This window comes from Dinghuibacter silviterrae, assembly GCF_004366355.1.
Classification (GTDB): domain Bacteria; phylum Bacteroidota; class Bacteroidia; order Chitinophagales; family Chitinophagaceae; genus Dinghuibacter; species Dinghuibacter silviterrae.
Map to the genome: position 1 here is coordinate 622099 of NZ_SODV01000001.1, position 26046 is coordinate 648144.

At 57.2% G+C, this 26046-nt stretch carries 20 protein-coding genes; 12 read left to right on the forward strand and 8 right to left on the reverse strand.

Features of this window, described 5'->3' with window-relative positions:
* Position 1: 1 nt before the first annotated feature.
* The 3 genes from EDB95_RS02740 to rlmD form a co-directional block, all read right to left on the reverse strand.
* Complete coding sequence (locus EDB95_RS02740) at positions 2-937, reverse strand: rhomboid family intramembrane serine protease (protein ID WP_133990339.1); 936 nt, start codon at positions 935-937, stop codon at positions 2-4.
* Between the two features lie 72 nt (positions 938-1009).
* Positions 1010-1729 (reverse strand): rhomboid family intramembrane serine protease, encoded by a 720-nt coding sequence (locus EDB95_RS02745; protein ID WP_133990341.1) that lies wholly within the window; start codon positions 1727-1729, stop codon positions 1010-1012.
* A 43-nt stretch (positions 1730-1772) separates the two neighbouring features.
* On the reverse strand, positions 1773-3185 hold the full coding sequence (gene rlmD, locus EDB95_RS02750) for a 23S rRNA (uracil(1939)-C(5))-methyltransferase RlmD (RefSeq protein WP_246073468.1): 1413 nt from the start codon (positions 3183-3185) through the stop codon (positions 1773-1775).
* 55 nt (positions 3186-3240) lie between these two features.
* On the opposite strand from rlmD, the gene EDB95_RS02755 reads away from it, so the two are divergent.
* The 3 genes from EDB95_RS02755 to EDB95_RS02765 are packed head-to-tail and all read left to right on the forward strand — an operon-like array spanning position 3241 to position 7446.
* Complete coding sequence (locus EDB95_RS02755) at positions 3241-4764, forward strand: redoxin domain-containing protein (RefSeq protein WP_246073470.1); 1524 nt, start codon at positions 3241-3243, stop codon at positions 4762-4764.
* Complete coding sequence (locus tag EDB95_RS02760) at positions 4764-6680, forward strand: peptidylprolyl isomerase (RefSeq protein WP_133990347.1); 1917 nt, start codon at positions 4764-4766, stop codon at positions 6678-6680. The genes EDB95_RS02755 and EDB95_RS02760 overlap by 1 nt, the downstream gene beginning before the upstream one ends.
* A gap of 43 nt (positions 6681-6723) precedes the next feature.
* Positions 6724-7446, forward strand: a complete 723-nt coding sequence (locus EDB95_RS02765) for an outer membrane beta-barrel protein (protein WP_162852465.1) — start codon at positions 6724-6726, stop codon at positions 7444-7446.
* A 264-nt stretch (positions 7447-7710) separates the two neighbouring features.
* Here the strand turns inward: EDB95_RS02765 and metF are convergent, their stop codons facing one another.
* Positions 7711-8664: a methylenetetrahydrofolate reductase [NAD(P)H] gene (gene metF, locus EDB95_RS02770; protein WP_133990351.1), complete on the reverse strand. Its 954-nt coding sequence runs from the start codon at positions 8662-8664 to the stop codon at positions 7711-7713.
* Positions 8665-8717: 53 nt separating this feature from the next.
* Here metF and lptB point away from each other — a divergent pair, with 53 nt between their 5' ends.
* From lptB to EDB95_RS02790, 4 genes are all read left to right on the forward strand, one after another.
* Positions 8718-9485 (forward strand): LPS export ABC transporter ATP-binding protein, encoded by a 768-nt coding sequence (gene lptB, locus EDB95_RS02775; protein ID WP_211352040.1) that lies wholly within the window; start codon positions 8718-8720, stop codon positions 9483-9485.
* Positions 9482-11011: a GH3 auxin-responsive promoter family protein gene (locus EDB95_RS02780; RefSeq protein ID WP_133990353.1), complete on the forward strand. Its 1530-nt coding sequence runs from the start codon at positions 9482-9484 to the stop codon at positions 11009-11011. The genes lptB and EDB95_RS02780 overlap by 4 nt, the downstream gene beginning before the upstream one ends.
* A gap of 69 nt (positions 11012-11080) precedes the next feature.
* Positions 11081-11836, forward strand: coding sequence for a 3-oxoacyl-[acyl-carrier-protein] reductase (fabG, locus tag EDB95_RS02785; RefSeq protein WP_133990355.1), 756 nt, complete (start codon positions 11081-11083; stop codon positions 11834-11836).
* A 25-nt stretch (positions 11837-11861) separates the two neighbouring features.
* Positions 11862-12494 carry a carbonic anhydrase gene (locus tag EDB95_RS02790; protein ID WP_133990357.1) on the forward strand — a complete coding sequence of 211 codons (633 nt, stop codon included), beginning with the start codon at positions 11862-11864 and terminating at the stop codon, positions 12492-12494.
* Between the two features lie 10 nt (positions 12495-12504).
* Here EDB95_RS02790 and EDB95_RS02795 read toward each other — a convergent pair whose 3' ends face one another.
* The 4 genes from EDB95_RS02795 to EDB95_RS02810 form a co-directional block, all read right to left on the reverse strand.
* The gene (locus EDB95_RS02795; RefSeq protein ID WP_133990359.1) at positions 12505-13824 is read right to left on the reverse strand and encodes an anaerobic C4-dicarboxylate transporter family protein; all 1320 of its coding nucleotides are present in this window, start codon (positions 13822-13824) and stop codon (positions 12505-12507) included.
* Positions 13821-14621: an enoyl-CoA hydratase/isomerase family protein gene (locus tag EDB95_RS02800; protein ID WP_133990361.1), complete on the reverse strand. Its 801-nt coding sequence runs from the start codon at positions 14619-14621 to the stop codon at positions 13821-13823. The genes EDB95_RS02795 and EDB95_RS02800 overlap by 4 nt, the downstream gene beginning before the upstream one ends.
* A 130-nt stretch (positions 14622-14751) precedes the next feature.
* Positions 14752-16800 (reverse strand): phenylacetic acid degradation bifunctional protein PaaZ, encoded by a 2049-nt coding sequence (paaZ, locus tag EDB95_RS02805; RefSeq protein ID WP_133990363.1) that lies wholly within the window; start codon positions 16798-16800, stop codon positions 14752-14754.
* A 40-nt stretch (positions 16801-16840) separates the two neighbouring features.
* The gene (locus EDB95_RS02810; protein WP_133990365.1) at positions 16841-17428 is read right to left on the reverse strand and encodes an adenylate kinase; all 588 of its coding nucleotides are present in this window, start codon (positions 17426-17428) and stop codon (positions 16841-16843) included.
* Positions 17429-17566: 138 nt separating this feature from the next.
* On the opposite strand from EDB95_RS02810, the gene msrB reads away from it, so the two are divergent.
* The 5 genes from msrB (at position 17567) to EDB95_RS02835 (ending at position 26028) form a co-directional block, all read left to right on the forward strand.
* Positions 17567-18103: a peptide-methionine (R)-S-oxide reductase MsrB gene (gene msrB, locus EDB95_RS02815; RefSeq protein ID WP_133990367.1), complete on the forward strand. Its 537-nt coding sequence runs from the start codon at positions 17567-17569 to the stop codon at positions 18101-18103.
* A 113-nt stretch (positions 18104-18216) separates the two neighbouring features.
* Entirely contained in the window at positions 18217-20577 is a 2361-nt protein-coding gene (locus EDB95_RS02820) for an ABC transporter permease (protein WP_133990369.1), read from the forward strand.
* A 61-nt stretch (positions 20578-20638) separates the two neighbouring features.
* The gene (locus tag EDB95_RS02825) at positions 20639-22072 is read left to right on the forward strand and encodes a DUF3375 domain-containing protein (protein ID WP_133990371.1); all 1434 of its coding nucleotides are present in this window, start codon (positions 20639-20641) and stop codon (positions 22070-22072) included.
* Positions 22073-22085: 13 nt separating this feature from the next.
* On the forward strand, positions 22086-22667 hold the full coding sequence (locus EDB95_RS02830) for a DUF4194 domain-containing protein (protein ID WP_133990373.1): 582 nt from the start codon (positions 22086-22088) through the stop codon (positions 22665-22667).
* Positions 22639-26028: an ATP-binding protein gene (locus EDB95_RS02835; RefSeq protein WP_133990375.1), complete on the forward strand. Its 3390-nt coding sequence runs from the start codon at positions 22639-22641 to the stop codon at positions 26026-26028. The genes EDB95_RS02830 and EDB95_RS02835 overlap by 29 nt, the downstream gene beginning before the upstream one ends.
* The last annotated feature ends 18 nt before the right edge of the window (positions 26029-26046 follow it).

Consider the following 26046-nt stretch of genomic DNA (forward strand, 5'->3'; position numbering starts at 1 on the left):
ATTACAACTCTTCTTCTTCGCTAGCCCGTTTCAGGAACTCCCGTTCCTCCTCCGTGAGGTGTTGGTAGCCCTTTTGCGAGATCTTATCGAGAAGCTCGTCTACTTTTTGTTGGGTGATCAATGGCGTCTTCGTGTAAGGCGGATTACCCTGGTTTTTATAGAACAGTTCTTTTTTAAACACCTTCTTTTCCTTGACATTGTTCGGGTTGGCGAGGTTCATGACCCATTGGTAGAGGCTGTGCATCCACCCGCCCCAGTCACGCCCCTTGCGCAGCTCTTGCACGAAAACAAAGCCCATGGCGGCCCCCGCCGCGTGGGACAGGTGATACGCGTAAGGCGCGCCCCCTACCCCGGCCAGGTCGATGGCCACGTACACAATGGTCAGGATCCACAGGGGAATGCCTCCGTTGAGCATGGGGAATATCCGGTAATCCGGCGATACCATGGTGGTGGCGATGGCGATCGCCATGATCCCCGCATTGGCGCCGATGAGCTCAGGTGAAAACCCTCTCAGGCCGGGGCTAAGCGTACAAATCGCCAGGAAAACCACGCCGCCGGCAAGGCCGCCGTACAGGTACAAGGGGACGATCTGGCGGTTGCCCGTAAGATCCTGAAGGATGTACCCAAAGGCCCAAAGCCAAAGCATATTGCTGATGAGCAGCCAGGCGTCCACGTGGATAAACATGGCCGTGAGTAACGTCCAGGGCCGGGTGGCGAACGTGGAAAAGTTACCCGGCAGGGCTATCCAGTCCAGCACGTGCTTTTGAAACAACTCGGACGAGGTCGGGGGCCCGGCCTGGGTGGTGACCTTATAAATGATCTGGATGAACCCCAGTATGACGAAGATGACGGCGTTTATCGCCACCAGGTTGAATAGGGCATTGTTGGACTCTCCCAGCAGGATCCTGCGCCGGCTATTTTTTTCCGTAACTGCCATAAAAACTTTCACTCCCTTAATACGTACGTAATATTCTACCCTAAAGTTACGAAATCGCCCCGGGATGAATCGTTAATAAAAATCCCGGCGATTGGTCCTGTTCCAGATAAAGACAATCAAAAAGCCCACCAGGCCACCCCCCAGGTGTGCATAGTGTGCGACGTCGTCGCCCGGTGTCGCCCGGACGCCGCCAAACAGCTCGATCAGGATATACCCGATCACCAGCCACTTTGCCTTTATCGGGAATGGAATAGGAATAATGAACATTTCCGTGTTCGGAAAAGTATATCCAAAGGCGACCAGCACCCCGAAGATCGCGCCGGAAGCGCCATAGAGCGGTACGTTGAGGATTTCGTCCCGAAGGGCAATACCCGTGTCCTGGTCGATCGCCCCTGCGTACTCATGGAGCAGGGAAGTGTTGTGGAAATACATGATTATCATATTGATAATCACCGCACCTATCCCGCAGATCAGGTAGAAATTCAAAAACCGTTTGGACCCCCAGAAGTTCTCCAGCGTACTGCCGAACATCCAGAGGGCAAACATATTGAAGAAAATATGGGCAAAAACGATACGCCCGCCCGAGGTGGCTTCGTGGAGAAACATGTACGACACAAACTGGAAGGGCTTGAACAAGGAGGAACGGATGTCATACAAAGCGAAAGTGCGAATGATCCAGGACCCGGAACCTCCCGTGAGGATTTCCAAAAGCCAAACGACAACATTAATGATAATCAGGTATTTAATAACAGGAGGGAATCCAGGTAACCCACTCTGCCGATAGTTAGCCATGTCCGATAGTTTTGTTGTTAAAAATAGCGCATCGCCGTCAAAATCACCCCCTCCACTCCAGCAACACCACGTTCTCGATGTGATGGGTATGGGGAAACAGGTCCACCGGCTGGACCCGGGTTATCCGGTAGCGCTCGTCCAGCAGTTGCAGATCCCTGGCCTGGGTGGCCACGTTACAGCTCACATATACCACCCTGGGCGCCCCTATTTCCAGGAGTTTCCGGACCAGTTGCTCGTGCATACCCGCCCGGGGCGGGTCGGTGATGAGCACATCCGGCCGGCCATGCGCGGCGAAAAAGGCGTCGTCGCACACTTCCGTCACATCTCCCGTAAAAAACCGGGCGTGTTCAACGCCGTTCAGGCGGGCGTTTTCCTCTGCGTCCCGGATCGCGGCTTCGATCACTTCCACCCCTACAACCCTTCCTGCTTTCGGGCTCAGGAAGATCCCGATGCTTCCCGTGCCGCAGTATAGGTCGTAGATGGTTTCGGTTCCCGTCAGGCCCGCAAACTCCCTGACGACTGAATAGAGCCTTTCCGCCTGCCGGGTATTGGTCTGGAAAAAGGATTTGGGTCCGATCTTAAACCGGAAGTCCTCCAGGGTCTCGGTGACAAAGCCTTTTCCGTAATAGGTCTTGGGCTCCAGGTCGTGGATGCTGTCGTTCCACTTCGGGTTGATCGTATACAAAAGGGTCGTGATCCCCGGGACCTGCGCCAGGAGATGATCCATCAACCGGGGGCCCTCCACCCGGTCTTCGTACCCCATGACGAGGTTGACCATGACTTCCCCGGTTGTACACACCCGGACCACCAGGTTCCTGAGCCAGCCGGTATGCTGGCGGATGTCGTAAAACGTATAGCCTTCCCTCAAGGCAAAGTCCCGGACCGTCGACCGGATGAGGTCGCTCGGCTCCGCCTGCAGATGGCATTCCTTTAGGTCGATGACCTTGTCGAAAAGCTTGGGTACGTGAAAACCCAGACCCGGTTCGGGCGCAGGCATGTCCGGCCCGGCGGCGCGCATTTCTTCCTGCGTCCGGTAACGGCGGCTGCTAAACGTAAATTCCAGTTTGTTCCGGTAATAGCGGGTGTCTTCTCCGCCGATGATCGGGCGGACTTCCGGGAGGGTTATTTTGCCCAGGCGTGTCAGGTTCTGGATAACTTCCCGCTCCTTGTAGACCAACTGTTGCGGATAAGGCAGCATCTGCCATTTACACCCGCCGCAAAGTCCGAAATGCGGACAAAACGGGTCGACCCGCTCCGGGGACAGGGACCTGAAAGCCGTTACCCGCCCCTCTGCCCAGTCTTTCTTACTCTTCGTAAGGACGACGTCCACCACGTCACCGGGAACCGCTCCTTCTATAAAGATGACCTTGCCGTCTATTCTTGCGAGTGCCTTGCCTTCGGCCGCATAGTCCGTAACCGCTACCTGTTCCAGCGTCTTCAACAATTTTTTTCTCACGTAGCAAAAATACTGGATTCGTGTATGTGTCCCACTTTTCGTGTATATTTCCGTTGTGAAAGCGACTAAAATCCAATCCATAATGAAGGGTGCGCTCGCCCTGTTCCTGCTGGCGGCCGCCTGGCCTTCTTCCTCCCTCCTGGCCCAAGGCTACGACATCAAAGTGACTTTCAAACCGTACACCCGGGGGTTTATTTACCTGGCGCATTATTTCGGCAAACCCGTCTATGTCAAGGATTCCCTACCCCTGGGACCCGGGAGCACGGTGGAATTCAAGGGGCGAGAACCCCTGGAGGGCGGCATATACATGGTCGTCAACCCGGCCAAAAACCAGATGGTGGAAATGCTCATAGACAGCGGGAGCGCCAAACAGCACTTCAGCGTCGTCGCGGACTCCGCCGACCTCGTCCATGGTACGCACTTTACCGGGTCTCCCGACAACGATGTCTTTTCTTCCTACCAGGCGTATGCCGCGGGACAATACACCCGGATGCGCCCCCTGCAACAAGCGCTGTCCACCGCAAAGACCCACGCCGACTCGACCCGTCTGATCGACCAGATCCAGTCGATCAACAAGGCCACCGCGGACTACCGGACCAACCTGATGAAGGTCAATCCCAGCAGCTTCCTGGCGACCCTGTTCGCCCTGATGCAGGAACCGGTTATTCCGCCCGCCCCCAAACTGTCCAACGGCCGGCCCGACTCTCTTTTTGCCTACCGTTATTACAAGGCCCACTACTGGGACGGCATTGCCTTTAACGACGGACGGCTGCTCTTCACCCCCATCTTCGAACCAAAGCTCAACGACTACTTCACCCGTTTGGTGTCCCCGGAGCCCGACTCCCTGAAAGAGGAGGTCAACTACATGATCCTGTACAGCCGCTCCGACCCGACGATGTTCAAATACTTCATCACAAAATTCACCAACGACTACGCCACGCCGAAGTATATGGGCCAGGACGCCGTGTTCCTGGATTTGTTCGAAAAATACTACCAGACCGGGCAGGTGGACTGGCTGACCGATGCCCAGAAAAAAGCCATCTACGACCGCGCCTACAGCATCATGGCCAACCAGCTCGGCGACCCCGCCGCGGATATGTCGCTTCTGGACACCGCGGACCGGAAGTTGTCCTTGTATTCTGTCCAGGCGCCCTTTACCGTCGTTTGTTTTTGGGACCCGGATTGCGGACATTGTCAAAAGATCGTCCCGGAGCTCGACAGTATCTATGTCGCCAAATGGAAACAACTGGGTGTAAAGGTTTGGGCCGTCCTCATCGACACCGTCAAAACCGATGTGGCCAAGATCGCCCCTGAAAAGGCCCACTGGATGAAGTACATCCGGGATCACCACCTGGACGACTGGCTCAACGTGTACCAGACACCGGCCATGAAACAGGAAGACATAGACGCCAAACGCGCGGGCTTCCGGCAGCTCTATGACGTCTACCAGACGCCCACGATCTACCTGCTGGACGAACAAAAAAAGATCGTCGGCAAAAAGCTGACCTGGGAACAGGTGGATGAGCTCATCCAACGGAAAATGCAAAGGGCACACACCACCAATCCCGTATCCCGCTGATGAAAAAGATCACCTCTTTCTTTTTGATGGCTTGTGGCATTCAGGGGGCCGTAAACGCGCAGACCCTTTTTAGCTACGGCCCCTATAAGGTCGACAAGCAGGAGTTCCTGTGGGCCTACCGCAAAAACAATACACAGGCCGCCGGAAAAAGCGTGGACGCCTACCTGAACCTGTACATCGACTATAAGCTAAAGGTCCGCGCCGCCGAGGATGCCCGCCTGGATTCGGCCGCAGACTTCCAACGAGACCAGCGGGGTTTTACACGGGAACTTTCCGACCAAACCATGCACCGCCTGGAGGGCATCGGCCGGCTCAGCCAGGAAGCCCTGGAACGGGGACAGACCGACGTCGAAATCGCCCAGATTTTTATAGGCTTTACCCGTCCCGGTGATTCCACAGAGGCTTATACCCGTATCCGGGAGGCCCGGGACCAACTGGCCAAAGGCGTCCCCTTTGCCACCGTGGCCTCGACCTACGGAAGCAGCCCCCTCCTCAAAACCACGGGTGGCTATACAGGATACATCACTGCTTTTTCGTTGCCCTACGCCGCCGAGAACATCGTATACGGTCTCAAAGACGGCGCCTGGTCCGGGATCTACCGGAGCCGTTCGGGTTACCATATTTTCAAACGCCTGGGCCAGCGCCCCAACCCCGGCTCGATCCGGGTCGCCCAGATCCTCATTGCACTCCCCCCAAAAGCCACCCAGGCCGACAAAGACAAGGCCCTTTCCATCGCAAACCACGTCTATGATTCCTTGAAAAAGGGAGGCAACTTCGACAGCCTCGTCCGCCGGTACAGCGACGACAAGATGACGTATTACAACTATGGGTTGCTCCCCGACTTCACCACGGGTGATTTCGACCCCGCCTTTGAAAAGGCCGCCTTTGCCCTGGCGCAGAACGGGGATGTGTCCGCACCCATAGAAACAGCCTATGGTTATCACATCATCAAAAAGATAGGACTCCAACCGGCTCTACGGGACAGCCTGGACAATCAGCGCTGGTATACCCTCCAGCAAAAGGTCTTTTACAGCGACCGGATGGATGCCGCCAAAGCCGCCTTTGCCGAATCCTCTCTTCCCATGATCCGGTACCGCGACCTTCGCCCCGACACCGCCTGGTTGTTCCGGACCACGGACACGTTACTAAAAACCCGCGGGGGCGAAGAATACATCAAAAAGGTACGCCAGATCCCCCTGTTCTCTTTTGAAAACAAAACGTACACCTCCACCGACTGGTTCAGGTACCTCCTTTATAAACGAACCGGCGACGGCAAGGATCCCTTCGTCCGGTACCCCGACATCCTGCGTACCTTTCTCCACACTTCAGCCCTGGAATATGTCCAGGCCAACCTCGACCACCTTTATCCGGAATACCACTACCAGGTCCGCGAATTCGCCGACGGTACGCTCTTATTCTCCATCACCCAACAAGACGTTTGGAACCGGGCCGAGGATGACACCGCCGCCCTCCGGAGCTGGTTCTGGCAACACAAAGACCAATTCCACCTCCGGCCCAGTGCCGACGCGCTTTTCTTCAGCGCTGCCGACAGCAGTTCGCTGTCGCGTTTCCGCGCGCAACTGCTACAAGCTCCCTCCCGCTGGAGGGAAACCCTGGGCGCCTACCCCTCCATAGCCGCGGACTCCGCCCGCGTCGAACTACAGGCGCTCTCCATTGACAGCGCCGGGGCACAAGCCGGTCTTGTCACCACGCCGGCCCTCCAACCCGACAACCACTACCATGTATACGCGCTCCTAAAGGTGTATCCCCCGGTACCCGCCACGGGTTTTGAAGAAGTAAAGGGTCTTGTGCTCAACGACTATCAAAATTACCTGGAACGGAAATGGATCGCCGGCCTCCGCCGCAAATATCCCGTAACCGTCAACCAGTCTGTATTGGCACAGATCAAGCGCTGACGCCACCCTGCGAATTGGCATGGAATTGGAATCATTCATAGCTATGCGCAAGAACATGCTCTTGTCCTGCCTCGCCTTGTTAGGTGCTACGGCAGTGATGGCCCAGACCACGACAACACACACCGAGAACAGCCTCTTCTCCAATGTAGGAGGTCTTTATATCAAGGGCGGCCTCAACCTCGCCAATGTCACCACCACGTCCGACGGGGGTGTCAATAGTGCCCATACCAGGGCCAGCTTTAACGCCGGGCTGCTGGGAGACATCCCCCTGGCCGACCTCTTTTCCCTCCAGATCGGCGCCGAATTCACCGGCAAGGGTTCCCGTGCGCAATACAATTCCTCTTTGTACACGGGCACCTACACCTTCCGCCCTTACTACATCGAGGTCCCCGTTGACGCCGTTCTCAAACTACCCGTCGGCCCCCAGGTCGCCCTCCTCCTTGGCGCCGGCGGCTATGCCGCCATGGGCGTAGCCGGCAACTATGTGACCAACGTCACCTCCGCCGCCGGCAGCTCCACCAGCACCAGCACCATCAAATGGACCGACTCCGGCGACTTCACCACGGGCTCCGAAAACGGGTCCGGCGCCGGTGTCCTCCGCCGCTACGACTTCGGCCTCAACTTCCTCTTGGGCTTCGAACTCGGCCCCGTCCAACTCACCGCCGGCTACGACATGGGCCTCACGAAAATCGCATCTTCCTCCTCTAATAATAACGACGAAGGCAAGAACCGCGCCTTCAGCCTGAACCTGGCCTTCCGGCTTTGATTCCCTTTTTCCCCTTACCGGCCACCGGCCCATGCGAAACGGCCAAAACCGGCCACTGCCATGGCATCCAGCCCTAAAGCCCCCGGGCGGGGTGGGTGGTCTATTTTACTCACTTTTCCTTGGCGAATTGGAACGACTGAACGCTGAAGGTGTTTAACCGCCAAGGAAAAGTGAGTAAAATAGACCACCCACCCCGCCCTGACCGCCAAGGTTCAAATGCACGAGGACAGGAAGCCTGTACCGATATGTTAGATTGGTAGAGTGCTAGAGGATCGATTTTACCGCATCGTAGATCACCTGAGGCTTCCCAAGGGTGTAGTAGTGGAGCACCGGCACCCCGGCGGCAAGAAGCTCGCGGGATTGTTGGGCGAGCCACTCGGTGCCGACTTGTTCGACGGCGGCATCGGTCTTGCACTTGGTGATTTCCTCGGAGAGGTCGTTGGGGATGTCTACGTGGAACGTGCGCGGGAGGACGTTGAGTTGTTTTTTGGACGTCAACGGCTTCAGGCCTGGGATGATGGGCACGTGGATGTCGTGCTCCCTGCAGCGTTTTACAAAATCGAAATACTTCTGGTTGTCGAAGAACATCTGGGTCGTGATGTAATCGGCCCCGGCGTCGACCTTGGCTTTGAGGTAGGACAGGTCGGAATCCATATTGGGGGCCTCGAAGTGCTTTTCCGGATAGCCCGCGACACCGATGCAAAAACCCGTACGGCCGCCGTTCCGGATATCTTCCTCCAGGTATTCTCCGTTGTTCATGTGGACGACCTGGCGAAGGAGGTCGATGGCATACCGGTGCCCGTTGGGTTCCGGTTCGAAGCTGGACTCATTCTTGGCCGCGTCGCCCCTCAACACCAGGACATTATCGATACCTAAGAAGGCCAGGTCGATCAGTGCGTCCTCGGTCTCCTGACGCGAGAAACCTCCGCAGATCATGTGCGGGATGGCATCCACCCGGTAGCGGTTCATGATGGCGGCGCAAATACCGACCGTACCGGGGCGTTTGCGGACCTCTACCTTTTCAAAGGTGCCGTCGGCCCGCTTTTTATAGACGTGTTCGCTCCGGTGGTAGGTCACATTGATAAAGGAAGGCTTGAACTCCATCAGGGGGTCCAGGTGGTCAAAGATCGACTGGATCGTCTTGCCTTTCAGGGGGGGCAAAATCTCAAAAGAAATTAACGTCCCTTTGGCTTCCTTTAAATGTTGCGTTACTTGCATAATTTTCGATAAAACCCCGGCAAGGTACTATTTTTGCTCCAAAACGGGACAATTTGGAACGGGCAACCATACATACCCAGGAACTGGTAAAACGTTATGGTCACCGGACGGTGGTCAACCACGTGAGCGTGGAGGTACAGCAGGGGGAGATCGTAGGTCTGTTGGGACCTAACGGCGCAGGGAAAACGACTACCTTTTACATGGTCGTGGGCTTTGTGCGGCCCGACGAGGGTGCCGTCTATCTCAACAACGAGGACATCACAAAGCTGCCCATGTACAAAAGGGCGCAGATGGGCATAGGTTACCTTCCCCAGGAAGCCTCGGTGTTTCGAAAGCTAAGCGTAGAGGACAACCTGGCGGCCGTCCTGGAGATGACAAAACTCACCAAGGCCCAGCAACGGGAAAAGCTCGAAGCCCTTCTTGAAGAATTTCATCTTCAGCATGTTAGAAAAAATAATGGGGACTCCCTCAGCGGGGGCGAACGGCGCCGGACGGAAATCGCCCGGGCCCTGGCCGTCGACCCTAAGTTTATCCTGCTCGACGAACCCTTCGCGGGGGTGGACCCCATCGCGGTGGAGGACATACAAACCGTCGTGGCCCGTTTGAAGTACCGGAACATCGGCATCCTCATCACCGACCATAACGTCAACGAAACCCTTTCTATCTGTGACCGGGCCTATCTCCTGATCGAAGGCAAGATCTTCAAACAAGGGACAGCCGAAGACCTGGCAGAAGACGAACAAGTGCGGAACCTGTACCTGGGCCGCAATTTCGAACTGAAACGCAAAGACTACCTGCTGAAAGACGCGGGTTTGATATGAAGATACTGAGTCCCGCCATATCAAGACTGGCGCGGCTGCGCTACTGGAGGGTCCAGCAATGGTCCGAGCATCCGCGCGCCGCACAGCGGGAGGTATTGCAGGACCTGGTGACCATGGCCCAGTATACGGAGATCGGCAGGCGGTACGGGCTGTCCGAGCTTTTTTCCGTCAAGGAATTCAAACAGCGCATTCCGATTCACGAATACGAGGACCTGAAACCCTATATCGAGCGCATGATGCAGGGGGAGGAGAACGTCCTCTGGAACACCCCCGTGCACTGGTTTGCCAAAAGCAGCGGCACCACGAGCGACCGGAGCAAGTTTATCCCCGTCACCGAAGAAAGCCTCAAAGACGGCCACTACAAGGCGGCCAGGGATGTGCTCACGCTCTACTACGCCAACTTTCCCGACTCCGACCTCCTGACCGGCAAAGGACTCGTCGTCGGCGGCAGCCACCAGATCAATAAGGTCAACGAAGAAGTAGACGTCCATTTCGGCGACCTGAGCGCGGTCCTTTTGCAAAATGCGCCGTTTTACGGGCAATGGCTGCGCACCCCCGAGCTCGCCATCGCATTGATGGACGAATGGGAAACGAAGATCGAAAAACTCGCGTCCTCCACCATCAAGGAGAATGTAACCTCGTTGTCCGGCGTACCGACATGGACCCTTTTGCTCCTCAAACGCATCCTCGACATCACCGGGAAAAACCATATCGCAGACGTCTGGCCCAACCTGGAGCTCTACATACACGGAGGGGTCTCGTTTACGCCTTACCGGGAGCAGTTTGCCCGGGTCCTGGGGAAAGAGATCAGCTACCTGGAGATCTACAACGCCAGCGAGGGCTTCTTTGCCGCACAGGACCAGCCCAAGTCCGAAGGCATGTTGCTTTTCCTCGACCATGGCATCTTCTACGAGTTCATGCCCGTGGGGGAATATGGTAAATCTGATCCGCAAACGGTCGGTCTCCAGCACGTCGAGCTGGGGAAACAATACGCCCTGGTCGTTTCTACCAACGGTGGCCTTTGGCGCTACCTGGTGGGCGATACCGTGGAATTCACGTCATTAAATCCCTTCCGGGTCAGGGTTTCCGGCCGGCTAAAGCACTTCATCAACGCCTTCGGAGAAGAGGTCATCATCGACAATACCGACCGGGCCATCGCCCTGGCGTCCGAGCAGACCGGCGCCATCGTCAACGACTATACCGCCGCGCCTGTGTATTTCAGCGACCACGGAAACGGCGCCCACGAATGGGTCATCGAATTCGAACGGGAGCCGGCGGACATGGCCACCTTTATCACGGTGCTGGATACCGCCCTCAGACAAATCAACAGCGACTATGACGCCAAGCGGCACAAAGACATCGCGCTGGGCTTGCCCATCGTGCACGCCGTGCCCAAAGGCCTTTTCAACGCCTGGCTAAAAGGCAAAGGCAAGCTCGGCGGCCAACACAAAGTGCCCCGCCTCTCCAACGACCGCAAGCACATGGAGGAGATCCTGGAACTCCTCAGGCACTGGGAGGGACGTTAAACTTCGGGCAGACGCCGATAGTGCCCTTTGCACGGTTTGTCTTATCTTCGCGTCCCGAATCTGGAACTTATGCAACTATTAAAGAACAAAGTGGTCATCGTCACCGGCGCCGCACGCGGTATCGGGGAGGGGATCGTACGCAAATTCGCCGAACACGGCGCGCACATCGCCTTCACCTATGTCAGCGAAAGCAGCGCGCCCAAGGCAAAAGCGCTGGAGGAAGAGCTGTGGACAAAGGGCGTCAAGGCCCGGGCCTTCCGCAGCAACGCCGCCGTTTTTGCGGACTGCGAACACTTTGTAAATGAAGTTGTCAAAGAATTCGGGACCGTGGACGTGTGTGTGAACAACGCGGGTATTTCAAAGGACAACCTTCTATTGAGGGTCACCCAGGAACAATGGCACGAGGTGATCCAGACCAACCTGGACAGCGTCTACAACCTGACCAAGCAGGTCATCAAACACATGATGAAGGCAAAAACCGGGAGCATCATCAACATGAGCTCCATCGTGGGTGTCCGGGGCAATGCCGGCCAGGCTGCCTACGCCGCCTCCAAGGCCGGCATCATCGGTTTTACAAAATCCATCGCCCTCGAACTGGGCAGCAGGAACGTACGCTGCAATGCCATCGCCCCCGGTTTTGTCGAGACCGACATGACGCACTACCTCAAAAAAGGCCATGGGGCCGCGGAATTCCTAAAGAAGATCCCCCTGGGCCGCTTTGGAACCACCGACGAGATCGCCGATACCGCGCTCTTCCTGGCCTCCGATATGAGTTCTTACATCACCGGCCAGGTCATCAGCACCTGCGGCGGTTTGAACATATAGCGCCGCGGGCGCAAACGCATAGCTTATGGACTTTAAAAAGTTGCTGGAGAACAACAAGGCGTGGGCCAACCTGCGTGTCGAGGAAGATCCCGAATTCTTCAAACGCCTCGCCAACCTGCAAAAGCCGGAATTCCTCTGGATCGGCTGTAGCGACAGCCGGGTTCCCGCCAACCAGATCACCGACACCCAACCCGGAGAGATCTTCGTCCACCGCAACATCGCCAACGTCGTCGTCCATACCGACGTCAACCTCAGCGCCGTCCTCGACTACGCCGTCAACATCCTCAAAGTCAACCACGTCATCGTCTGCGGTCACTACGGCTGCGGCGGCGTACGCGCGGCCATGACCCGCACGGACTTCAAGCCTATCCTGAATAAATGGCTCCGTAATATCAAGGACGTGTACCGCTTCCACCAAGAGGAGCTGGACGCCATACCCGACGAGGAGCAAAGGGCGGACCGGCTCGTGGAGCTCAACGTAAGGGAACAGGTCCTGAACCTGGCCAAGATGTCCACTATCCAAAAAGCCTGGAAAACCGAGGGGCGGCCGCACCTGCACGGCTGGGCCTACGGTCTGAAGGACGGGTACATCAATCCGATCCTCCACCTGCCCCCGGGCAGCCCGATCGACCCGTTATACGAATACGAGGATTTGTAGAGACGCGCCGCTACAGCAACACTTTCGTCAGAAGAAACCCCACCACGATCGCCGTGACGACGGTCACCATCCCCGGCCGCAGAAAACTGTGGTTAAACACCCATTTTCCGATCCGCGTCGTCCCCGCCTTGTCGATCTGGATCGCGGCGAGCAGGGTGGGATAACCCGGCAGCACCCAGTCGCTGTTGACCGCGGGGAACATGGCGATGAGCGCCGGCCCCGGCAGACCAAGGGCGAGCCCCAGCGGCATGGCGACCTTTGTCGTCGCCGCCTGGCTAAACATCAACACCCCCAGTATAAAGATCACGATGGAAAACGTCCATGGATGCGCCTTGGCGATGCCGCCGAGGGCGCCCTGTATCAGGGCCTGGTTGTTTTCCATAAAAGTAGCGCTCATCCACACCACCCCGAACACCGATACCAGGGCGACCGCCATGGAAGTAAAAAGGCTGGACCGCGCCACATCGCCGGGCGTCGCCGGCGTTAGCAACAGGATCGCCGCCGAAGCCGCGAGGGTAACGATTTCGATCACCGTCACCATTTTCAGGCTCCCGTTGGCGTTCATGCTAAAGGTCACCTTGCCCGCGTCCCATGCCGGCAGCAGCGAAGGAAATGCGCCCGCCAGCACAACGAGAAGGATGGCCGCGCCAAAAATATACACCGAGGTCTTCGCCCCGGGCTTGAGGGGACGAGCGACCGCCGGGGCCGCGGGCTCTGCCGCATCCTCCAGGACGAGCGGCCCGCTGGCAGGCAAATCCTTCCCCATCCGCAATACCGACGCCGCCCCCGCCAGCATCCCGATAAAACAGGCCGGTATCCCGATCTTCATCACATCCACCGCGGCCCCCGGATACCCTAAGATGGCGGCGAGCGCCGCCGTGGCGGCCGCCATGGGGCTACCCGTCAGCGCGATGTGCGAGGCGATCACCGAAATGCTCAAGGGGCGCTCCGGGCGGATGCGTTTTTCCAGCGATACTTCGTAGATGATGGGGAGCATGGAATAGACGACGTGGGAAGTGCCGGCAAAAAGCGCCAGAAAGAACACCACGACAGGTCCAAGGAAAACGATGCGCGAAGGATGGCGGCGGATCAGTTTTTCCGCCAGAAAAACGAGGTATTCAAGTCCTCCGGCCGCCTGCATACAGGCCGCCGTGGTCACGATAGACAAGATGATCATCATGACGTCCAGGGGTGGCTCCCCCGGCCGCATGTGAAAAACCAGTACAAAAATGGCCATACCGACCATGCCCATCACGCCCAGGCCGATCCCCTTCATACGGGAACCCACCAGGATCATACAAAGGACAATGGCAAGCTGGATCCAGATCAAGCAGGTGCTTTTGTTTTTTGCGTCTCCCTGGCCTTACGGAAACGGGCGATGGCCTCCTTGGTATAGTCGCCCAAAACAAGCTTTCCGGAGATGGCTGCCTTTTCGTGCAGGAGTTCATCCCAGTGCTCGGTGCCCTTCCAGAAACTTTTTTTCATTTCTTTCATGGCGTCCGGGTTGGAGTGGGCCAGCGAAAGCGCGAGGCGGTTGATGGAGTGGTCCATGTTCTCGATGCTTTCGTGCACCTCGGCAAAAAGACCCTTCTTCTTCGCCCAGTCGGCATTCCGCCACAAGGTCGCGTCGATGGCCAGCTGGCTGAAGGCAGAAATGCCGATCTTCCGTTCGACGGCAGGTCCGATCACAAACGGTCCGATGCCCAGGGCCAGTTCGCTAAGCCTGATCTCGACTTTTTCCCAGGCAATGCAATAGTCGACGGCGGCGGCCAGACCGACGCCCCCGCCTACGCACTTGCCCTGGATGCGCCCGATGATGAACTTCGGACACTTCCGCATGGCGTTGATGACTTCGGCAAACCCGCTGAAGAACTTGGTTCCCTCGGATTCGGTCTGGATCGACTCCAGCTCCTCGAAGGCAGCGCCGGCGCAGAAAGCGCGGTCACCCGCGGATCGAAGGATAATTACTTTGGTTTTGGGATCGAGGCCCGCGATGTGTATCTCCTGGGCCAATTCGTGTAACAGTTTCCCCGGCAGTGCATTGCTCTGGGGATGATAGAATTCGAGGGACGTGATGCCGTGATCGTGGTCGATCTTTACGTACCCCTCCTGAATTTCGTGGATCATATAATTCCGACCTCCTAAGTCTTGTGGTTTTAGTATGAGGATATTGGTTAGATCACCGATTGCCTGTACAAATTAAAAAAATTGCCGTTACGGTCCCGTTAAAATTTTCAAGCGGCGGCGGCGCCCAAAGCTAGGCCTCGCGGCACCGCACCATCGTCAGGATCGTGGCGACCGCCACACTTTCCCCCGTCTCGTCATACACGTCCACCAGCCAGCGGACGATCCCCTTGGGGATGTCCTGGTCATCCTTTAGTTCTTGTCGTATTTTCTCCTTTACCGTCAGCCGCACCCCGATCGTAGTCCCGGCATATACCGGTTTGAGAAAGCGGCATTCGTCGAGGCCGTAGTTGAGCAGAACGGGTCCCTTGCCCGGGTCGACAAAAAGACCCGCGGCGGCGCTGAGGACGAAGTAGCCGTGTGCCACCGGGTGTTCAAAGGGCGTTCCCTCCAGGGAGGTATGGTCGGTATGGGCGTAAAAATGATCCCAGCTGACGTTGGCAAAATTGACGATGTCGGCAGCCGTAACGGTCCGTTTATGGGTGATGACCGTATCCCCGATGCGCAGCTCCTCGAAATACTTCCGGAACGGATGAACATCCCCCGTCGTCTGGGCCCCACCGGGTTGATAGACACCCGTAATGGCGGTGAGCGTTGTAGGGTCTCCCTGTACCGCGACCCGTTGCATATAATGCTTTACGCCCCGGACACCGCCCATTTCCTCACCACCCCCGGCCCGTCCGGGTCCGCCGTGCACGAGCAAGGGAAGGGGTGAGCCGTGACCGGTGCTTTCCCTGGCGCAGGCGGCGTTGAGGACAAGGATCCGCCCGTGGTGGGTGGCGGCGCCTAAGACAAATTCGCGGGCCAGCGAAGGCCGGGCCGTGACGAGTGAACACACCAGGGAACCGCGTCCCTTTTTTGTCAGTAATACAGCCTCTTCCAAAGAACGGTAGGGCATCAGCGTGCTGACCGGGCCAAAAGCTTCCACGGAATGGACGGCTTCCGCAGCCAGGGGTTTTTCATTGAGCAAAAGCAATGGGCTCAAAAAGGCGCCTTTGACACCATCCGCGTCGAGCACCTCCGGGGCGTCGTCCAGACTGCCATATATGAGCCGGCTGTCCGCCAGCAGCTCCCGCACCCGGGACCGGACTTCTTCCCGCTGGACCTGACCCGCCAGCGAACCCATGCGGACCTTCTCGTGGGCCGGATTCCCCACGACCGTTTGCGCAAGGGCCTTGGACAGCGCTTCCCGGGCGGCCTCCAGCCGGCCTTCCGGTACAAATATCCGGCGGATGGCCGTACACTTCTGCCCGGCCTTGGCGGTCATTTCCCGGCGGATTTCCTTTATAAAAAGATCCCATTCCGGCATACCCGGATCCACGTCCTCGCCCAGCACGATGCTGTTGAGAGAGTCCGCCTCCATCGTAAAGGGAACGTTTTCCCGCAAAATGGCCGGGTGGGTTTTTAGTGTCAACCCTGTTGCCGCCGAGCCGGTAAACGTCACCACATCCTGAGACCCCACATAGTTGAGCAGGTCACCCGCGCTCCCGCAGATCAGCTGGAGTGCCCCGTCGGGTAAAATCCCCGAAGCCACGATCTCCCGGACCACGGCTTCGGTCAGGTAAGCGGTCAGGGTGGCCGGTTTGACCACCGCCGGTACCCCCGCCAGCAGGTTGACCGCGATCTTTTCGAGCATTCCCCATACCGGGAAGTTGAACGCGTTGATGTGGATCGCCGTTCCTTCTTTGGGTACCAGGAGGTGTTGGGCGGCAAACGAACCGCCCTTACCTAAGATGTGCGCTTCCCCGTCCAGGCAATACGCCTCGTCGGGGAATTTCCGGCGCAGGGAGGCATAGGAGAAAAGATTCCCGATCCCCCCTTCAATATCAATCCAGCTGTCGGCCCGGGTGGCCCCGGTCCGGTAGCTCAGGGTATAAAATTTTTCTTTTTGTGCCGAAAGATGGAGGGCCAGCGCCTTGAGCATGCGCCCCCTTTCGTGAAAGGTCATCCGTCGCAAGGCGGGGTTCCCCACCGCGCGGGCATACACCAGGACCTCATGGAAATCAAGCCCCGCAGTGCTCGCCCGGGCGAAAGCCTCCCCGGTGACGGCGTCGTACAATACCTGCCCGTCCCCGCTGCCGGGGATCCAACGGCCAAGAATAAAATTCTCCAGCTTTTGCATGAGAGCAAACAATTGTTAGTTTGCTCAAAGATACGGGAAACTATGCCGCCTTTTCCGACTTGCCGTCGATCTCGCGGCTCAGGGCGGCAAAGATATCGTCAATGGACCCTTCGCCGGGCACGTGTACGACCTTTCCGAATTTGGCGTAGTAGTCCGCTACGGGGAATGTCTGACTTTTATACACCCGGATCCGCTCGCGGATAACGGTCTCGTCTGAATCGTCTTTACGGCCGCTACTTTTGCCCCGGATCAGGAGGCGGTGCACCAGCTCCTCGTCCCGAACGTCGAGGGCCAATACCAGGTGTATGGCTGTTTTTTTGAGGGACAGCAGTTTGTCCAGTGCTTCCGCCTGGGCAACCGTTCGGGGAAATCCGTCGAACAGGAAGCCTTTGGCGTGTGGGTTTGCCTCCAGCGCGGAGGAGATCATGCCGATCACCACCTCGTCCGGCACCAGTTGCCCTGACTTGATAATATGATCCGCCTCTATTCCCAGCGGTGTCTGCCGGTGGATCTCGGAACGGAGCAGGTCACCGGTGGACAGGTGGATCCATCCGTATTTCTCAATCAGCTTGTTAGATTGCGTACCCTTCCCCACGCCGGGAGGACCAAAAAGAATCAAATTAAACATCTTAACAGACTACTTTACGTTCGAGCCAACAAATATACGCCGCCAGGACTGAACATTTTTCAATTTTTTAACGACTAATCGCTGGTTTATAAAAAAAGCTAATGTTTCCCTGCCCAGGCCGATCCGTATCTTTAGGCCATGCGTCACGCGATCATCTTTGTACTACCTTTATTCTTTGTCGCCTGCAAGGGCCATACACAAACACCCATGAACGAAAAGAACCCCGTCTACTCCCATACCGATACCACGAAAGTCAACCTCAGCGATGACCAGTGGAAAAAGGTCCTCCCTTCGGACGTTTACCAGGTTGCCCGCCAGAAAGGCACCGAACGGCCCTTTACAAGCCCCTTTGAAACCTCCAAGGAGGTGGGTACCTACTATTGCGCCGTTTGCGGCAACCCGCTTTTCAAAAGCGACACAAAGTTCGAATCCGGCTGCGGCTGGCCAAGCTTCTACGAACCCATCAGCAAGAGCAGCATCATCTACGCCCCCGACTCCTCCTACGGCATGGACCGTACCGAGGTCATGTGCGGGCGCTGCCATTCTCACCTAGGCCACGTCTTTGACGACGGTCCTCCCCCCACGCACCTGCGTTTTTGCATCAACGGCGTCGTGCTGGACTTTGAAAAGGCGCAGAAGGCAAAGGAGGAATACGACAAGAAGCAGGGATCGTAGCGATAACGGACACTTACTGTATCAAAACCAACCGGCACGCCGCCTAAACAGCGCTGACGGACAGCATCTTATGTTATGGTCTCTTTTTTGTGTGGAAGCCGTAAAGCCCTTTCATGGTCCGCAGCTACCTCCACCTCGCCTGGCGCAACCTCCTCCGCACCAAAGGATACAGCATCCTCAACATCCTTGGCCTGTCCATCGGGATGACCGTTGCCCTGCTCATAGGTCTATGGGTACACTACGAGTATTCCTACGACCGCTTCCTGCCCCAGTATAAAAACATCTACCAGGTCGCCCGGAATTTCAACAACAACGGGGAGACCCTTACGTTCGGCACCTGCTCCCTGAAACTGGCGGACGTATTGAAAGCCCGGAATTTGGAGATCGCCGAAACCGACTACTTCTCCTTCCACGGTCTGAAGGCAGGGGACAGGAAATTCGAGTTTTCCGGCGGCCAGGTGAAAGAGAATTTCATCGGTATGTTCGGGTTCCCCCTGGTAAAAGGCAACCCCGGCGAAGTGTTCAGGGACCCCTTCTCCATCGTCCTGACCCAACAGACGGCCACGGCATTGTTTGGCAGCGAAGACCCCATCGGAAAGACCGTCCGTATCGATAACCAGCACGATGTAACGGTGACGGGTATCCTGAAAGACCTCCCCGCCAATTGCAGCTTCGATTTTAAATACCTCCTGCCCTTCTCGTTTTACGAAGCCGTCAACCCCTATGTCAAACAAAACCGCGCCGGCGGTTTCGGCCAAAACGGCTACCAGATCTTCGCCCGGGTAAATGCAAACGTGGAAAAGATCCGGGCGGACATCAAGGACGTAGAGAAAACGGAAAAGGGCAACATCAACGCCATGAAGTCCGATGTCATCCTGCAACCCATGCGGGAATGGCACCTGTACGGCGACTACCAGAATGGCAAACCCGCCGGCGGTATGATCGACTATGTGCGGATGTTCAGCATCATCGGCATCCTCGTTCTGGCGATCGCTTGTATCAATTTCGTCAACCTGGAAACGGCCCGGTCGGAAAGAAGGGCCCGCGAGGTTGGCGTTCGCAAAGCCATCGGGTCCAGGAGAACAGACCTCATCTTACAATTCCTTACCGAGTCCGTTCTGCTGACGCTTTTCGCGTTTGGCGGCTGCATCATCCTGACAACCGCGATCCTTCCCGCCTTTAACGCACTGGCAGACGCACAGATCAGACTTCCCCTGGCCAGCCCCGCCTTTTGGGGAATCGTGCTGGGGGCGGCGCTGGTCACCGCGCTCGTGTCCGGCGCCCGGCCCGCCTTGTACCTGTCTTCCTTTCAACCCGTACAAGTGCTCAAGGGATTATACAAAACCGGCCATACGGGCACGACCGGCAGGAAGGTCCTCGTGGTCATCCAGTTCACCTGTTCCATCGCCCTTATCGTCAGCACCATCATCATCTATCAACAACTCCGGTATACACAGAACCGTCCCACAGGCTATGACGCCAACCGGCTCCTTTCTACGCGTATGAACGCGGACCTGGCCCAAAACTATACGGCACTTAGGGATGCCCTCCGTCAAGACGGCATTGCCGATGATGTCACGGCGTCGACCAGTCCCGCCACCGATATCTATTGGCACTCCGACGTCGACAAATGGCCGGGCAAGTACGCCGGGGAGACCGTGGAAATGGGCTGTGTCGGCGTGATGGATGACTACCTGAAAACCCTGGGCATATCGATGTCCGCCGGTCGCGACTTTGCAGGACCGGCCGACTCCCTGTGTGTCCTCCTTAACGAGGCTGCCGTCCGCCGGCTTCGCCTGAAAAACCCGGTGGGCCAGGTGATGACCTGGCAAGGGACACAGGTCAGGATCATCGGCATCGCACGGAACACCCTGCAAGTGTCGCCTTTTGCCGCGCCCCAGCCCACCCTGTACTTCAAAACGGGCGCCAAAAACGCGTCTTTTCTGCTTTACCGGCTCTCCCCCCGGATCAGCACGCGCGACGCCGTCGATAAAATGACCGCCCTTTTCAACCGATACGAGCCCACTTATCCGTATGAATACACCTTTGTCGACCAGGCCTATGCCCGCAAGTTCGACCTGGAAATCCTCATCGGCCGCCTGGCGGGCATCCTGGCCGTTCTGGCTATCCTGATTTCCTGCCTGGGCCTGCTGGGTCTGGCAGCGTATATGGCCGAACAACGCACCAAGGAAATCGGCATCCGGAAAGTCCTGGGCGCCACCGTTCCCCAGGTATGGTTCCTGTTGTCCAGGGATTTTATCCTGCTTGTCCTCATCAGTTGCCTGGTGGCTTCGCCTTTGGCGTTTTATTTCCTTCGACAATGGTTGTTGAAGTATGACTACAGGATCAGCATCCAACCCATCGTCTTTATAACAGCAGGCGCGGCCGCCCTGGTCATTACCCTGATCACGACCAGCTTTCAGTCGATCCGGGCGGCCCATGTCAGCCCTGCAAAGAGTTTAAAAACAGAATAACGGGTTTTATCCACACGCCCCTCCGCGTACGTCGATTTTCCCTACTTTGCACCTTCGACGTATGCGGACCCAGGAACTTGCTATTTTATTTGAATCCTCGCCCTCTCTACAAATCATACGCATGCGACATGCGGACTGGGTACTGCCTTTTCTGCACGCAGCATTCAAGGGGGCCGAGCGCATTTCCCTCCCCGAGTCGAGGCTGGTCCGGCTGTTGGCCGACGCCCTGGTAGCACTGGATCCCGAAGAACGGGAAACGGAAGACGCCGCCTACAAGTATTTGTCGGACTGGGTACAGCGTCGCCTGTTGCAGGACTATTCCGACCAGGAGGGCCAGACCCACTACCAGCTCAGCGCCCATGCCGAAAAGGTTTTCCAATGGCTGCAAACCCTGCAAAAGCGACAGTTTGTGGGGACCGAGAGCCGGTTCCGGATGCTCTTCTCTTCCTTAAGGGACATTGTGGAAAAAACGGAAGACGACCGCACCCGCCGCCTTGAAGAACTCAAGAACCGCCGGGCGGAGATCGACAAAGAAATCAAGGCCCTGGAAGCCGGCGCACCCGTCGAGGTCTACAGCAACGCACAGGTACAGGAACGGATGGAGTTGTTTACGCGGCTGTGTTACGACCTGCTGGGCGACTTCCGGGAAGTGGAAGATAACTTCAAACAGATCCATCGCAATATCGTAGAACAACACACCCGCGCCGAGCTCCACAAGGGCGCCATCGTCGGGTATGCCTTCGCGGCCTATGACGCCCTGAGGGGCAGTGACCAGGGCAGGAGTTTTTATGCCTTTTGGGAGTTCCTGATCTCCAGGGCCGGCCAGGAAGAATGGCGCAAGCTCACCGGTCAGCTCGCCGATTTGTTGGAGGAGCGGGATTTGGAAAGTCATCAGCCCTTTCTCCAGAATATAAAGTCCATGCTCCTCGAACAGGGGCGTTCGGTCTATGAAGCCAACGACAAGATGGCCGAAAAACTCAGCCGCATCATCAGCGAGCGGGAGATCGCGCGCCACCGGCGGTTGAGGCTCCAAATCTCCGCCATCAAGGAGCGTGTCCTGGAAAACACGGAGATCGAAGATGTCCCTTGCGGCATCGAACTAAGCGATCCCCAGGATATCCGGCTGACCATGGACCGCCGCCTGGTCATCGAACCCAAAAAACCACCCGCACTTCTGGAGCAGCCCAGCGCCGCGGAAGAACGCATCGAGGACATGGAGCGCTTCAGCCGTCTGCTCCACACCAGACACGTCGACAAAAAGAAACTGTGGGACAAGGTCACCACCGCACTGGAACATAAACCCACCGCCACTTTGCGCGAGATCGTAGAGGCCGGCGCCCTGGACCTGGGCGTCACCGAGGTGGTGGCTTACTATACTTTCCTGAAGGACAAACCCCGGCAGGCGCAGGTCCTGGATAACATGACCGAACACATCCCCCTCAACCGGGAGGCCACCCGGTTTATCGAGGTACCCTATTTATTATTCAGCCGGTAAACAACAACACAGCATGCTTCCATATACATCCGTTTTTATAAAACTCCTGAAAGGGCCCGTCGAATACCTGGAGAAGTCCGCCTGGGAAAAATTGCTCCAGTACAAGGTCGAGCTCACCGGCTTTGTACAGCAGCTCGGGCTTTCGCTGGTCCTGGACGAGGACGACGGGTACGCCTACCTGGTACACGCCACTCCCGAAGAAGAAGAGGAAGCCGGGGTGTCCTGGTTCCAGCGCCGGGCGTTTACCTATGACGAAAGCGTGCTGCTGGTCCTGCTCCGGGACATGATGGCCGAATTCGAAGTGGGGGAAGCGGTTTCCCGGGAGCTGATCCGCAAGCGCCGGGAGATAAAAGAGTATGCAGAACTTTTTTTTAAGGAAAACCCCAGCCGGGTCAAGTTTCTCCGGGAACTTGACCGCCTGATCGACAAGGCCGTCGAAAACGGCTTCCTGGACATGGTGGAGAACAACGACACCCTGGACGAACAAAAGTACCGGGTGCGCAAAATCATCAAGGCCAAGGTCGACAGCGAGGTCCTGGAACAATTCAAACAGCAACTGGACGCGTATGCAACTGAACGTATTCAGCACGGATGACCAAAAATCGGGTTTCCGTCTTCAATATATCGAGATCTACAACTGGGGCACCTTTGACGGGTTTGTCCATACCCTCCGCCCCGGCGGGGAAACCTCGCTGCTGACTGGCGCCAACGGGAGCGGTAAGACCACGCTCGTGGATGCCCTGCTGACCCTCATCGTCCCCGAAAAAAGGTATCGTTTCTACAACCAGTCTTCGGGGAGTGAGAAAAAGGGTGACCGTACGGAGGAAAGCTATGTGATGGGCGGCTACAGCACTCTCCACAGTGACAACGGCGGGGCCACGAAAACCCTTTACCTGAGGGAAAACAAGGAGACCGCCTATAGCATTCTCCTCGCCAATTTTTCCAATGAATCCGGCCAGGACGTGACCCTCTTCCAGGTCCGTTACTTTGGTTCCGGGGACCTCAAACGCGTTTTTGCCGTTGCCCACGCGCCCTTGCATATTGAGGAGCATTTCCGTCCGTTTGACGCGGGCGGCGGCTGGAGAAAACGCCTCGACCAGCAATTCACGACGGGTGGCCGCCGTCAGATCGAATGGTTCGACGCCGCCGGTAAATACGCCCAGCGGCTTGTGGAAGTCCTGGGTATGCAAAGCATCCAGGCGCTCACCCTTTTCAACCAAACGGTGGGGATCAAGGTTTTGGGCAACCTGGACGAATTCATCCGGATGCACATGCTGGAGCCTCGCAATATGGAGGCCGAATTCCTGGACCTGAAGCAACACCTCGGCACCCTTCTGGACGCCCAGCGGAACATCGAAAAGGCCGAGGAACAGATCCGTCTCCTGGAGCCGTTGCAAAAGGCCCAGGCTGAATACCAGGCACTCGCCGGCGAGGCCGCCCGGCTCCAGGCGGAATCCGAAACGGCCGTCATTTGGAGCCGTTTTGCCAAACACCACCTCCTCACCGAGGCGCTTGCCGGAGCAAAAGAATCTTTCCAGACCCTGGTCACCGGGCTCGACCAACACCGGGCCCAGATCGATGAAGTCATCGAATCCGAGCGCCAGGTCCGCAACCAGGTCGACCAAAACCAGGCCGGTCAGCGGCTCAAACAGCTTGAAACCACCGCGGCCGGGTTACAGGAAACGCTCCAGCAAACCCAGCACAACCTGTCCCTGTTCAGCGGCTGGTGCGAAACGCTCCAGCTCACAGAGACCGGGGTCCCGGACGAGGCCGCTTACAAACGGGTCATCGCCGAGTGCAAAAAGGCCCGTTTGCGCATCGAACGGGAACAGCGGCTCAACGGGGACGACGAATTCGACGCCCGCAGCGTCATGAAAAACGCCGGCGTTGACAGGGAGGCCATCGAAACCGACCTCAACCTCCTCCTCCAAAGCAGGAACAACATCCCTTCCCACCTGCTGCACCTCCGCAAGGAAATGGGGGCGGAGTTGAAGATAGACGCGGGCGACCTGCCCTTTGCCGGTGAGCTGATGCAGGTCCGGAGTGACGAACACGCCTGGGAACCCGCCCTGGAAAAGCTGCTCCACGGTTTCTCCCTTCGCCTGCTCGTCCCCGAAAAACACTACAAAAAGGTCAACAAATACGTCAACCAGACGAACCTCCGTTCCCGGCTTGTCTACAACCGGGTCCAGGAGGTTGCGCTGGACCGCCTCGCCGAAGAAGGAACCGTCTGCGATAAGCTTGAATTCAACACGGCCCATCCGCTGGGGGAATGGGTGGAGCAACAGGTCATCCAACACTTTCCCCACGCCTGTCTCGACACCGAAAAGGCGCTTGACAAATACGACAAGGCCATCACCCTCGGCGGGCTGGTCAAAAACGGCGACCGGCATGAAAAGGACGACCGGCCCGACCGGAACGACCCCGGCCGTTATGTCATGGGGTGGAACAACGAAAAGAAAAAGGAAACCCTCATTAAAAAACGGGACGACCTTTTGTCGCGGCTCCAAACGGCCAGGGACACGCTCGACCGATGCAAAAAAAAGGCGGAAAAGCTCCAAAAACAAGCTTACGCCCTCCACAGCCTGGAGCAACACAACGGGTTTGTCGACATAAACATCGCGGACGTCCAGCGCAAGATCCGCTCTGTAGACGAGCAGATGGAGGCCCTGCGGGGCAGCAGCGACCAGCTCAAAGCCCTGACCGACACCCTGGGCGAGATCCAGCAACAACGCGCCCGGGTGGAAAAGGAAAGGGACGCCCTTCTCCAACGCAAGGGCGCGGTGGAAGGCCTCATGGAGAGCCTGGGCCGCGAGCTCGAACAATTGTCGGGGTTGATGCAACACATCACCACTGACGATAAGGATCAGTTGCTCCTTTTCCAGCAAAACCACGCCGCCGAGCTGACCCCCTTGACCCTGGAGAGCCTCGACACCCAATACGGTGCGCTCAAAAACGCTATCGACACGGCCGCCCGAAAGGCGCGGGAACGCTTCCAGCAGCAGGAAACCCTAATCTCGCGTTGTATCCACCGCATTAAGCACCCGCCCCTCGACGTCCAGCAGCGTTTCCCCGACTGGAACGGGGACGTGCAGGGTTTTTCAGAAGACGCCGCCCACGCCACCGAATACCTTGAATGGCTGGACCGGCTCCAAACCGAAAACCTGCCCAAGTTCAAGAGTGACTTCGAAAACTATATCCACGTCACCATTACGTACAAGATCGGCGGCCTCAACGAGGAAGTCGAAAAATGGGAACGCGAGATCCGCACCAGCGTCCAGCGTCTTAACGATTCCCTGGGCGGAATCAACTTCAACCGTCTCCCCGACACCTTTATCCAGTTGGGGATCCGGCCCGCGGTCGATACCACCGTCAAGGCGTTCCGTCACCAGCTCGTCGAGGCCCTTCCCCAGGACAGCGGCTGGCAACAAAACACCTTTGAACAAAAGGCCGCCCACTTCCGCGACAAGGTCCTGCCCCTGATCGAAAGCCTGGAGGAAAGCGAGGCCTATCGCTCCCGCGTCCTGGACGTCCGGAACTGGTTCGAGTTTTGGGCCGACGAAAAATTCAGGGAGACCGGCGAGCTCAAAAAGACCTATCGCCAGATGGGCCAGTTGTCGGGTGGGGAAAAAGCACAGCTGACCTATACGATCCTTTGCAGCGCCATCGCGTATCAGTTCGGGATCACCCGGGAAGGCAGCGCCGAGCGTTCCCTGCGCTTTATTGCCGTCGACGAAAGCTTTAGCAACCAGGACGAGGAAAAGGCCACCTACCTGATGGAGCTCTGCAAACAACTGCACCTACAGCTCCTGGTGGTCACCCCCAGCGACAAGATCCAGATCGTCCAGGATTTTATCGCCCACGTCCACCTGGTACAACGGGTCAACAACCGGCACAGCGTCCTGCTCAATATGACATTGAAAGAACTTAGAGAAAAAATGGAGGAAGTTGCGTAGTAATAAATATTATTATAT